This window comes from Bradyrhizobium sp. WSM471 (assembly GCF_000244915.1).
Classification (GTDB): Bacteria; Pseudomonadota; Alphaproteobacteria; order Rhizobiales; family Xanthobacteraceae; genus Bradyrhizobium.
In genome coordinates this window covers 2,150,374-2,162,192 of the sequence record NZ_CM001442.1, presented here as the reverse complement: position 1 = coordinate 2,162,192, position 11,819 = coordinate 2,150,374, and the positions used below count along the sequence as shown (strand labels likewise).

The window sequence follows — 11,819 nt, the reverse complement described above, 5'->3', positions numbered from 1 at the left end:
TCTTGCCTTGCCTTGCGCTGCAGGTCCCGTCTTGCCCTTCAACATGCGCTTGACCACCGAACTGTCTCTCTAATGGAGAAATCGGGCCAGTTCGCCCTTGGTAGGTCTTTTACGTTAATTTTCGATCGCTCAGCGCAAGTGACCGCCGCCCACCTTTTCGGCCCGATTCGGGCTACAACACCGCCGTTGACCTTCAGGCCGAAAGCTCCGCAATCCTGCAATGAGCCATTCTGCACGCATTCTCCTGGTCGGAAATTACGCCCCGGATCGCCAGTTTTCGATGCTGCGCTATACATCCTGGCTCGCCGCGGCCTTGCGGCGCCAGGGGTTCGAGGTCGACCTTATCGCGCCGTCGGTTCGCCTCGCGAAACTAGCCTCCGGCCAAGGCCCAGCCCGCAAATGGCTGGGCTTCGTGGACAAGTTTCTGCTTTTCGCGGCCGAGCTCAAGGTGCGGGCTTCACGCTACGATTTGGTCCACATCGCAGACCACTCGAATGCGCCATACTTGCTGTTGCTTGGCTCGACGCCATCGAGCATCACTTGCCACGACCTCATCCCGATCAAGGTCCTGTCCGGCGAGGTCGAAGGCCAGCGCCTACCCTCAACAGGACGCTATCTCCAGCGGCTCATCCGCCTGTCCCTTCATCACGTCGCCAACATTGCCTTTGTCTCCGCGCCGACGCAGGCCGATTTCACGCGCCTGATTGGGCTCCCCTCAGGAACCAGTGATGTCATTCCCAACCCGGTCATAGGGTTCGGCGGTATGGATCAGAACCGCGCGCTCGAGCTCTTGCGGCAGGCGGACTTGCCCGTTGACCGTCCGTTTCTGCTCCATGTTGGAAGCAATATCTGGTACAAGAATCGAGGGGGCGCGGTCGAGTTGTTCGGTCTTTTGCGCGATCATCCCGAATGGGAGCCGTCGCTTCGCGACGCGTTGATGGTCTGCGTAGGACCGCCGCTTCCCGAAGACGCCACGCGAATAGCTTCGAATTGGCAGCGGAACTTGATTGTCTTGAGCGAGGCATCGAACGAATTGATCGAGGCTCTGTATATGCGGGCCGAGGCCTTGCTTTACCCGTCATATGAAGAAGGGTTCGGCTGGCCGATCATCGAAGCTCAGGCCTGCGGCTGCCCGGTGATCACCACCGACAAGGAGCCCATGCGAAGCATCGCAGGACCAGCCGCCCTCTTGATCGATCCTCACCAACCGCAAAAATCAGCAGCCACGATTGCGAGAAACTGGGCCTGGCTGACCTCACAATCCGAAGCCGCGCGCAGTCACGCTGGATCCTTTTCGGAGGATGTTGCCGCAGCGCGCTACGCCACGTTCCTGGTCAAGGTGCTGGCTGAGCGCAAGGATCGCATGCCGTGAATTTGCTTTTGACAATCCCGCGTTTCGGAACGGCCTTGCTGCTCAGCGGCCTTGTCCTTCTGCTGTGGCCCAACCTGACGCTGTTTGTAGCTGTAGCCTTCTGCGGTTTGATGATTGGCCTCGCGACGCTTTATGCCGCGATCGACGATCGCAAGGCCCTGCGCATCTCCTGGATCCTCAGCACCTCGCTGCTGTTTGCCTATGACGGCGGTTCCGTGTCGACCTATCTCAGCGCGCCATCGGCTCCGGAGTTTGCCATCATGGTGAAGGATCGTCCGATCGAGCTGATTTCATCGACGCTGGCTTTGGTCAACATCATCTGCGGCCTGCTCCTGATCGTAGGACAGCTCGAGAGCCCCGTGACCAAGACAGCGGAAGCGACCGAAGACAGCTGGTTCTCCTTCGCTTTGGCGACCTTCGGGCTCATATTGATCGTCGCTGCTTATCTCGCTGGTGACCTCGGCTACATGGGTATTCAGATCGACGAAGCCGGTCGCATCACGGTCCTTGGTGCGGCGGCCGCTCTGTTTCAGGGGCCACTCGCCGGCATCGCTGGCTTCATGCTGGCGCGAAGCCGGCGGCGCACGATGACAGTGTTTTATGCAGCGGTCGTCTTGATGGTCGTCCTCGCGGCTGTCCCGACCGGCCGCCGGCCCATCGTGTTGATCTTGATTGTTGCCACGTTGGGGTTTTCGTTGGCCGGCGGGTTGCAACGGCTCTCTTTGTCTCGAAAACTGCTGGGTGTTGCCTGCGGTGGGGCCGTTGCCTATGTCATGAGTTCGTATTTCTTTGCTCTGCGGCTTGCAGGATGGGAGCTGGGCACCGATGCCACTCTGGCTGACCAGATGAGCCTGGGCCTGGAATTTTTGGTCTCCCCCTCGCTGCAGGATCGTTTTACAACGCTGTTCTACGAAAACGTTCGAGAGCGGACGTTTCTCCTGGGCTACCTTGCCGATTTGATGGAGGCCGTATCCAACTCCGCTCCGCTTTACGGGGAGGCGCTGCTCTACTACGTGCGACTGTGCATCCCTTCAGCACTCGACCCCGGCAAGGACCAAATCATCGCCTTGCAGATGGTCGAGGCCCTGGCGCATCCGAAGCTGGGATTGCCTGTGATCGATCAGGCCAACACGATTCTAACGGACGGGATGACTGATTTTGGAGTTATTGGTGCCGGGCTTTACGCGCTCGTGATGCTTGTCCTCCTGCGGGGTGCCATCTTTCTGATTCAGAAATTCCCGGCTCCGATCACCGTCATGTTCGGCACTTTTGTCGTCGTCCATCTGGCGCTCAAGCCAGAACTCACATTGGACGAATATCTTGTGCCTTTGCGCAATCTCGCAGTGATCGTGCCACTGATGTGGCTTATCGAGGCAATGACAGGAATGGCCTTCTCACGACGCTTGGCGCATCAACAGGATGAACAGCGGCATCCAGTGATTTGACTGCGGATCGTGCACCAGCCGTCGTGGCACTGAGCGTGTTTGGTCCGGTGGTGATTCGGCGATAGGCCGTACCGCTGATCTGCTGACGACGAATCTTTCGAGGACCGTTGATCAGATAGTATTTGATGGCATCGGCGAGATGGTTTCGTTGGGCCCTGCTGGTGAGCAACGCACGGAAGCCGCCATTGCTCGCCCGTTTGCCGTCAGCCCTGACCGCTGCAGCCGAGGTAAGGCATACCCGCATGCCCGCATTCCATGTTGCACGACCAAGCTCGACATCGGACATGAAGAGAAAATATCTCTCGTCCAGCCCGCCGATCCGATCCCAGAGCGTCCTGCGAACAACGACGCACGATGACTGCACCCAATCGACTTCGGCCGAAATCACCGAGCCGTCGGTCAGTGATTCATTCAGATAGAGTTCACTCCCGCTCTGCGGGCTCAAGCGTCGCTTGACCTGTTCGGTCAGGGTCGGAAATGTTCTTGCGATCTCGACCGGGGCACCATCATCACTGAATTGCAGAGGGGCCAGAACGCCGATCGAAGGGTCAGCGTCAGCCATTGCGATGAGGCGCTCAAGCGCATGGGGCTGATCCCACACCACGTCAGGATTGCACAGGACGACATAGCGTGAGGAGGGTAGAGCGGCAACGCCGAGGTTACAGCCCCTTGTATAACCGATATTTCCGCCAGGCTCGACAAGCAGAAATGCACCTTCCGGCGCGTCCTTGGACAAAGCGCGCCGCTCACGCTCGTCCATCGAATTGTCTACCACCGCAACGGCAAGCGTCCTGGCAATCGTCTGACGATGAAGCGACCTGATTCCCTCCAGCAAGCGCTGCGCCTTGAAGTGATTGACGATGACCACAGCGGCGGCCGGCCTGACGTGATGCGAAGCGGCCGCCATTCTAACTCCCCCCGGTCCACATCGTCGGTCCAACTCCAAGCTCGCGTGCGAACTCGCGCGCCAAATGATCGTTCGTAATAATTGTCACCGGCCGCATGCGCCACTGGTTAGCCGCCGCGGAAAGGTCGGTCCAATCCTTCACTGCCACAGCAAACGCTGTGAGAATATCTGTCTTATTTCCATCCCCTAAATTTATAATGCACCGGCGGTCGGAAATAAATTCCAATGCGCCTAGTTTGTTAGTAACCATAACGGGCTTGCCATGCCATAGCGCCTCGAGCGGCGTAAGCCCGAAAGACTCGAAACGCGTCGGGCAAACGAAGTAATCGATGTCCTCGTAGAAGTGCTCCCGATCGGTTCCTCTCAGGGCGCCCCGGAAAAAAACGCGCCCCTGCGCCGCAGCTGCGACGTTTGCGACCTTATCACGATACCTCTCAGAGCCTGGGCGCGGAGCACCGGCAATGTGGAGCTCGGCAGGCGGAGCGCCATCCTTGGCTTGCCAGGCCACGAATGCCGTCACGAGTTCCGCCAGCCCCTTTCGGGGGGCAATTTCGGCCATGAAGCCGAATCGAATGGGCCCGGGACGGCGGGCCTGGGGTTCGGCCAAAGCGGGACCGAAGAATGGTTCCGGCAAGATAATCGACTTATTCTGGAATAAACTCGCCAGTAGCGAACTCTGGGCTTCCAGCTCGGACGAGAAAATAATCCGCTCGCTCATCGCAAGCAGACTAAATTCAATCGATGCCAAATAGGGGAATTTCTTGATATCGCGGGGGCGTTTAAATTCGGCGCGGGCGAGATTTCCCTTGGGCGTATAGACAAGCCGCACGCCCATGCGGCGCGCCCGCGCTGCAACCCACCAGCCGGTCGGATTCCATGCTCCGGCAATGAACACGCAAGCGTAGCCACCAAGGTCGAGGCCCTCCAAATTGCCAAAGGCGGGTCCGGACTTTGCAGCACTTTGTGCAGGAAGCCGATCCAGGCGTCCCGCGGCCTCGACCAGGCCATCCTTGCTCAAGACGTCCAATTGCACGCCGAGCTTTTCGAGCTCGCGCGCAAGCAGCAGCACGCTCTCGGGGATTCCGCCGAACCCCAGGCAGAACCTGTGGGCTATTGTCAAAACCCGTGTCCGCCTAGGGCTGTTGACCGTCAACGCCTCCATGGACGATCGTCTTCCCGATCGATGCCTGGCACGGCGACCGAAGGCAGCAGCGCACCTAGCGCCTTGGCAAAGCGTTCACGGCTCGGCTGCGGAACCTTCGCCAAACGGGCGAGAAGGCGGTCGCGCACGATGGGGTTGGCAGCCGCAAAAATCGCAGCGGATTCCTCATAGAGGCCGTTCTGCACCAGCGAAGCGAATTCGTCCAAGACGGTTTGCGCCAGTGATGAATCAAGGCCCGGCAGCATCGCGAGCGCCACAGGATTGCGCTTGATCGCAATCCATCCCTCGTGTGGTCCCATCAAATATGACGTTCGCAGATAGGCGAGGTTGTCCGCCTTAAAGCCGCCGGACGCATTTTCGAACGAGAACAGCAACAGCCAAAGGTAAGCGTCTGCCGGCGCGCAGTGCAGCGCCGCCTTCACGCTGCGGAGGAGATTTCGCAGTCGGGTGTCGATGAGATCGGCCCGCCCTGCGGCAAACGCTTCCTCGTAGAGGTAGAGGTTCAGCACGGCCAATGAGCGCTTGGTGGAAGCCCTGCAGAAGCCAAAGACGTCGGCGCCCTTCGCATCGCCAATGTAGCTTGTGACGAGCTCGGTTGGAAAGCTTCGACCGGTCAGAATGGCCGCAGCAGTTCGATCGGCGCCTTCGGTTTGCCGAAACATTGGCAGGGTAGCCGCAGCCCAACCAGCCAGCAGGCAGCCGCAGCAAGCGACCGCTGCGCGCAGCAGCCCGTTCGATTTGCTTCTAATCAGAATAGCCGTAGCGATTGTAATATTCGTTTCTGTAGTAGTCGTGGTGGCCATATCTCGACATCAGCTTGAGATCGGCCTTGTTCAGCACCACCCCAAGGATGTTCTCCCGCAGGCTGCGCGCGCCGTCCAGCGCATGCCGCACGATATCGATCTTTGTTCGTCCCCACTCGACGACGAAGACATAGGAATCGATGATGTCGGTTGTAGTCCTGACATCGACCACGGGTGCGAGCGGAGATAGATCGACCACCACGTAGTCATAGTGCTTGCGAAGGTCGTCGATCAGCGCCTTCATGGCCTGCGACGCCAGGATTTCGCTCGTATGCGCGGTGCGCGCGGCAACGACGGCGGGCAGGAAGTACAGACCGGTATTTCCTTCCTGCCACACGACCTGCGAAAGTCCGTCGCGGCCAGCCATGACCTCGATCAAGCCACGGTTCGCATCGGGTGTAAGGGCACGCGTCAGGGACGGATTGCGCAGATCGCCATCGACCAGAATCGTCCGGGCACCGCTCTGCGCCAGGAGCGCGGCGAATCCGGTCGCAACCGTCGACTTGCCCTCGTTCGGGAGGGAAGAGGTGAAGCCGATGACCTTGCCAGTCCCCGAACGGAGGGCAAGGTCAGCTGCGACCTTGACCGAGCGGATGGATTCGGCGTAACGGGAAAATGGCTCGTTGACCACATGCCAGTAAAGGCTGCCGTTCAAAGCGATTGCACGCGGGCCATTGAGCACCGCGGCAACCGGCGGACGTCCCTTTTGCTCCTCAATCTGCGGCAGAATTGCAATGCAATCTGTCTTCAGGACAGCCTTGACATCGTCCGTGGTGCGGAAAACGTTCTCGGACAGATCACGGAGCCGAGCAACGGCGAGTCCGAGGAAAAGACCCGCAAAAGCTGCGATCGGCATCACGAAGCTGAGCTTCGGCGCGCTCGCCTTCAGTGGACGAGACGCTTGCGTAATGACCCGCGCTTCGGTGATCGGAAATGACTGTTGCTGCACCGATTCCATGTAACGTTGCAGGAAGTTGTCATACAGCGCCCGATAGGTCTGCGACGAACTCTCAAGGTCACGCAGCGAAACTTGAGCCTGATTGGTGGCTTGAGACTCCGTTACCGCTAGTGATAGCTGCTTCTGAACACCAGCTTCACGCTGCGTTGCGATTTCGAGATCGCTTTTGTAGGACTCCGCCAGGCGACGCAGCTCATCCAGGATAGAATTACGAATTCCTTGCATCTGATTGCGCAGATTAACCGCCGCAAGATGGCCGCGGCCATAGCGCGCTGACCAATCGGCCTCGCGCGTCGCCAGGTCGAGATATTGCGATCGGAGCTTGCTCACCACTTGATTGTTCAAGGTATCGGCGACCGTTCCATCGACCGTCGATTCCGGCGAGTCCGTTTGGAGGACCGCCTGAATGCGATCCAATCGCGCCTTGGCCTCCGAGGCCTGCGCTCTCGCAACAACGAGCTGGCTGTTGAGCTCAGCGAGCTGTTGTTCGTTCATCAAGCGACCGCCTGACTCCACGATATTGTTGTTGGCCTTGAACGCGACCACGGCGCGCTCGGCTGCAGACGCTTGATCGCGAAGCTCCTTGATGCGGTCTTGCAACCAGACACTAGCCCGCTTGGTCGCTTTATATTTGGAGTCGAGTTGGTCGACGACGTAAGCCTCGGCGACCGCGTTGGCGATCTGGGCGGCGCGATCCGAAGAGAGGGACGTAAAGCTGATCTCGATGATGTAGGTGAGACCCACTCGGCGTACGGTCAGATGCTTGGAGAACGCCTCGGCCGTCCGTCGCAGGGTTTCAAAGTCAGAGCGACTTGCGTCCCCTGCAAACAGCCACGCGAGCCCGCCGGAAATCATCCCAAGCAGCCCCGACCTGCCACCGAATTCCGGATCATCGGTTAGATGAAGATCTTTGATGACGGCGAGCGCGATCGTTTCCGATTTGAGAATTTGAACCTGGCTTTCGACGGCCGCGCTGTCGATTGGAATGTCTCCCACAACCGACTGCTGCTGAAACAGCTGATTTTTGCGGGTATCGATGATCAAAGTGGCCGTCGCCGTATAGCTTGACGGCGTCGCGATCATATAAAGCAGCCCGAAACACAAGCTCGCCGCCACGATGGTCAGGATGAGGCGGTACTGCCGGCGCAGAAAACCGAGAAGACCCTTGACCGCTTCCGTGGACGAGGCGGCCTGATCCGTTGCCGCCCCGGCGTAGGCCACCGCCCGATCAAGACTGGGAAGTACGTTCATGGGTGTCCGCTATTCGAAGAAGGCCCGGCCTGTCGATCGTCGCATGGAGCGGTAGCGATCGATTGACCGCAATCGCGTCTATTGACTGGTACCAGTTGCAAGCAGAGTGGTCGTTCCCGACGTCGTCCCACCGCCGGAGACGCTGGAGGTGTAGCTGAAATTAGCGGTTGGCGTGTTGCCTCCTCCGATGGCTTGAGGCGCACCGGTGCTGCTTGGGGTCCCGGCAAGCGCGCTCGTCTGGCCGCCAACGCCGCCACCACCACCGGCGCCGCCACCGCCGGTTGCAGCGGTTCCCTGGTCTGGCGCAACGCCCGAATAAGCCAGGAAGACGTCCTGGTCCTTGGTCTTGGCGATCGCCTGCAGGATGTTGTTGGCATAGGCCTGGTCGGTCTTCACGACCACCTTTGCCGCCTGCCCAAGCGCCGAGCCGATTGCCGCCTTTTGGTCTTTGCTGGCGTTGGGGATAAGTCCCATGATCGCGTCAAGGGATTTGGGATCTGCGATCGCAATCTCGCGAAGCTGCGAGATCATGGCCGCGCCTCCGTTTGGAAATTGCTGCAAGATTTGCTGCGGATTGGCGTTGAACTGCTGGACCAGGCCCTGCTGCTGCTGACCCTGCTGAGCGAGCGCGCCCGCCGGCACAACCAAGGTGCAGGATGCCGAGACCGCCAGCGCGACAATCAAGCGTCGCGAACAAAACCGAGCGAAAGAGATCATATTCAACCCCTATTAAATATTATAATATCCATAACATGGCGGGTGGCAGCCCGCCAAGGCAAATGGCCGCTTCGAGCATTTCGAAAGAGCCTATCACTGGGTTAACCTTTACGCTGTGTCGCCTCCGTAACGTGCCTTGTCCGAGCTTGAGAGGACCGCTGAGCGAGCCCCATCCCGACAAGCGTCATCACGGTGACTGCCAGACCGGGCACCTGCAGCGAGAAGTCGACCATCGAATGCAGGACCGCCATGGCGCCGCAGACAAAGCCTGCAAGTGGAAAGATTGCCCCCTTTTGCCGCCGCAGCGCTCCGCGGAACAAGGCAACGAGCGCCAACATCCAGCCGAATCCCACGAGGGCCGCCAGCGGAATTCCGACCTCGGCGGCAATTTCGAGCAGCGTGTTGTGCGCGCGGTCCCAGATCCCCCAAATCGAAACATCGCCGCTCCGAAAACGCGGGAAGACGGATACAAAAGTCCCCAAGCCCGTTCCGGAATAGGGATGTTCGGAGATGATTTGCCAGGTCGAGGCATACGCCTCCCATCGCCCTCCACCGCTCAAGCCATATTGACCCAGGCGCTCCCCAACCTGACCGCCAAGCAAGAGGAAAGACAGTGCGGCGGCCCCAAGGACCGGCAGAACCAACCATAAGGCGGCCGGCCGGGATCGGATCTCTCGATTAAAAAGGAACGCGATTGCCGCGCATATTCCAATGAGCGAGATCGCAATTCCGGCCCTAGAGCCCGTCAACATCATTGCAAGAAAGCAAAGCAGGAATCCTCCACAAGAGGCGCTAAGGTTGACGTCCCAGCGCAGATTTACGATCCGCCATCGGCCCTCCCAGAATACGCGCTGATCGAGCATGTTGCGAAACACGCGCAACGTCCAAAGAGCCGAGCAAAGCCCAAAATAGATCGCCGCAGTATTGCGGTTTAGAAAGGTGCCGCTCAGCACCGACCGAAACAGGACCTTCTCCCGCCACAGCACCATTTCCGGCGCGACGATGTAGGTTGCTATACCGAAGGCGGCATAGACAACACCCGCCCATGCGATGATCTTTAGCAGGCTTTCGGCATTTCGCCTGCCCATGCAGACCAGGTAGGAGCAAAGCAGCGCGCCACTACAAGCAAGGGTGTTGCCAAGTGCAAAAAAAGGCTGATCCCTCACAACGGAGAGGGGCGCGCGCCCCTCGCCCAGCAGCGAGGACAATTGCAGCCAGGCCATGTCGGGCCGGCCTTGCAACCAGGGATTGGCACTTAGCTGCTCGTGTAGCACCAGGGCATATCCGATCGCGACGAGAGCAAGAAATGCAATGAAGCCAAGGTCCCGTGGTGTTCGTAATCGGGGCCGCACGCACAACAAGGCGATGCCCAGACCTGCAACCAAGGCGCTGACTGCACTGGGATCGGTCGCGCCAAAGGGAAGAGGCGCAACGGCAACCATTGCGCCAAGCAGCCCAGTCGCAAGGCGGTTTTCTTGCGAGCGCTGTCCGTTCTTGGCTTCAGGCGAGATGCTCACGTCCCCAGCTCGCGATCCGCCATGGCCGGGCCGCCGGGAGCGTGACCGACGTCAAGGCGCTGTCTTGATCGCCGTCCGAAGCAGGACAGCATTCTGCGCAGCCACGATCGGATCGTTGACAGTCGCTGTGACCAGTCGGATGAATTGCATTACCTTGGCTGCCTCAACCGACGACGCATTCGAGATGAACACGACATCCTTCGCCCGCATCTGGAATTTCGTCGCAAGGAAGAAACCGCTGGGATCGCGAAAATTCACGTTATAAATGACCGGAACGATATCGCCGGGAAACCGCCTGGTATCAACTCCGAGACGCTCTGCGACGTCGCGCATCTCTCCGCGATAGAGAAACACTGACGCTGGATCGGCCGAGCTGTCGTTCAACCCGCCAGCCTTTGCGACGCCCTCAGCGAGTGAAATTCGCCACGCGTCGAAATTGAACTGTCCCTGCGAGCCGGACGCGCCGAAGGCGACGAAATTTTGCGGCTCACGATAGACGTAGATAGTGTCGTTAGGTTGCACGTAGATATTGTTGATCGGTTCATAGACCAATTGCCCGAACGGCACCGTGGTGCGCCGTCCGCCCCGTTCCAGCATGACCCAGGTATCAAATCCCTGTCCTTTCGGGCCCCCAGCTCGGGTAATCGCGTCCAGAATTCGCTCGCCAGCGGCGTTTGCGGGAAAACGTGAAGGTGAGTTGACCTCACCCAGAACGCTGATCAGCGAGGTTCGCTGATCGATCAACGTCACCACGGCCTGAGGTTCGATGGCCCTGTTCTTGAGGGCTTCCACGATTGCCTGCTGGACCTCTGCTGGCGTCCTCCCCTTCGCGCGGATGGCACCTGCGTACGGCACGGAAACAAAGCCGTTGTGATCCACATTCTGATTCGGGATAGTCACGAAATTGCCCGGGCGCACACCTGCTTCCAGCGGAATGAACAGTCCACCAGCCGCCGCCTCGAAGATGGTGACGCTGACTACGTCGCCCACGCCGAATCGAATCTCGGTCGGATCGGAACGGAACGCCTTGGTCGCCTGGTTGGACAAACGCGGCGAAAACGCAGCGAGCACCGCCTCTACGTCCGGGGTTACTTTAACCAAGGCGTAGGGCAGACTTTCCGGACTTCCGGCTTCCGATGCACGAACCGCATCGCCCTGGGGACCGCTTGCCGGCATCATTGAGCAGCCCGCCGACAAACATGTCACCAGCGCAACCAAGCTCAGGCTCGCGATAGTCCGGAACTGCATCTAACCTCCAACCCTAACCCTGCCGTATCACGGCAGGATGGGTGAGGGTAGCATCGCAATCGCTAACTATTATTGGCAACGGAACGTTGATGGCGAGTGTTGCAACCACGCAACATTTAGTCAACTTGCTCAAATCACTTCCGTAATTCAGCCATCAGGCCGGCGTCGATGCTCGAACGGCGCAAGACTTGCGGTTTTATCCTTAGCGGTCCGTTAACAAAGATCGGTTTCGCCATCACGCCGGCTCTCTGCCCTAGGGTCTTGGCCTCTGTCGCTTGGCACGCTGGACGGTATCCGTAGGATTGAGGCACCTGGCGCCACCATGCCGAACCGCTATTGGCGAACCAAGGTGCCAACTATTTGGCCGCAAGGCGCGCCGCTGTTTGAGCCCGGCCCCGTCGAACGCCCGAATACGCGCACCCAAGAAGATGCGCAAACG

At 59.3% G+C, this 11,819-nt stretch carries 9 protein-coding genes; 2 read left to right on the top strand and 7 right to left on the bottom strand.

Translation table 11 applies throughout. The features are described 5' to 3' along the window. The first annotated feature begins 220 nt into the window (after positions 1–220). Together BRA471DRAFT_RS09485 and BRA471DRAFT_RS09480 are read left to right on the top strand one after the other, a co-directional pair. Positions 221–1,372: a glycosyltransferase family 1 protein gene (locus BRA471DRAFT_RS09485; RefSeq protein WP_007606600.1), complete on the top strand. Its 1,152-nt coding sequence runs from the start codon at positions 221–223 to the stop codon at positions 1,370–1,372. Beyond that, positions 1,369–2,817, top strand: a complete 1,449-nt coding sequence (locus BRA471DRAFT_RS09480) for a hypothetical protein (RefSeq protein ID WP_007606598.1) — start codon at positions 1,369–1,371, stop codon at positions 2,815–2,817. The genes BRA471DRAFT_RS09485 and BRA471DRAFT_RS09480 overlap by 4 nt, the downstream gene beginning before the upstream one ends. Here BRA471DRAFT_RS09480 and BRA471DRAFT_RS09475 read toward each other — a convergent pair. From BRA471DRAFT_RS09475 to BRA471DRAFT_RS09445, 7 genes are all read right to left on the bottom strand, one after another. Further along, the gene (locus tag BRA471DRAFT_RS09475) at positions 2,738–3,724 is read right to left on the bottom strand and encodes a glycosyltransferase (protein ID WP_007606596.1); all 987 of its coding nucleotides are present in this window, start codon (positions 3,722–3,724) and stop codon (positions 2,738–2,740) included. The genes BRA471DRAFT_RS09480 and BRA471DRAFT_RS09475 overlap by 80 nt on opposite strands. Position 3,725: 1 nt before the next feature. Continuing rightward, entirely contained in the window at positions 3,726–4,793 is a 1,068-nt protein-coding gene (locus BRA471DRAFT_RS09470; RefSeq protein ID WP_231171069.1) for a glycosyltransferase family 4 protein, read from the bottom strand. Between the two features lie 80 nt (positions 4,794–4,873). Next, entirely contained in the window at positions 4,874–5,689 is an 816-nt protein-coding gene (locus BRA471DRAFT_RS09465; protein ID WP_157234041.1) for a hypothetical protein, read from the bottom strand. After that, on the bottom strand, positions 5,631–7,898 hold the full coding sequence (locus BRA471DRAFT_RS09460; RefSeq protein WP_007606591.1) for a polysaccharide biosynthesis tyrosine autokinase: 2,268 nt from the start codon (positions 7,896–7,898) through the stop codon (positions 5,631–5,633). Before BRA471DRAFT_RS09460 ends, BRA471DRAFT_RS09465 begins: the two co-directional genes overlap by 59 nt. Positions 7,899–7,976: 78 nt before the next feature. Then, positions 7,977–8,582: a hypothetical protein gene (locus BRA471DRAFT_RS09455; RefSeq protein ID WP_035973763.1), complete on the bottom strand. Its 606-nt coding sequence runs from the start codon at positions 8,580–8,582 to the stop codon at positions 7,977–7,979. Between the two features lie 134 nt (positions 8,583–8,716). Continuing rightward, positions 8,717–10,132: an O-antigen ligase gene (locus tag BRA471DRAFT_RS09450; RefSeq protein ID WP_157234040.1), complete on the bottom strand. Its 1,416-nt coding sequence runs from the start codon at positions 10,130–10,132 to the stop codon at positions 8,717–8,719. A 51-nt stretch (positions 10,133–10,183) separates the two neighbouring features. Beyond that, the gene (locus BRA471DRAFT_RS09445) at positions 10,184–11,380 is read right to left on the bottom strand and encodes a polysaccharide biosynthesis/export family protein (protein WP_007606583.1); all 1,197 of its coding nucleotides are present in this window, start codon (positions 11,378–11,380) and stop codon (positions 10,184–10,186) included. Positions 11,381–11,819 lie beyond the last annotated feature (439 nt).

Excerpts from the sequence above, each read along its gene's own strand:
- BRA471DRAFT_RS09485 (WP_007606600.1), top strand. The coding sequence starts at position 221 with ATGAGCCATTCTGCACGCATTCTCCTGGTCGGAAATTACGCCCCGGAT.
- BRA471DRAFT_RS09465 (WP_157234041.1), bottom strand. The coding sequence starts at position 5,689 with ATGGCCACCACGACTACTACAGAAACGAATATTACAATCGCTACGGCT.
- BRA471DRAFT_RS09445 (WP_007606583.1), bottom strand. The coding sequence starts at position 11,380 with ATGCAGTTCCGGACTATCGCGAGCCTGAGCTTGGTTGCGCTGGTGACA.
- BRA471DRAFT_RS09460 (WP_007606591.1), bottom strand. The coding sequence starts at position 7,898 with ATGAACGTACTTCCCAGTCTTGATCGGGCGGTGGCCTACGCCGGGGCG.
- BRA471DRAFT_RS09475 (WP_007606596.1), bottom strand. The coding sequence starts at position 3,724 with ATGGCGGCCGCTTCGCATCACGTCAGGCCGGCCGCCGCTGTGGTCATC.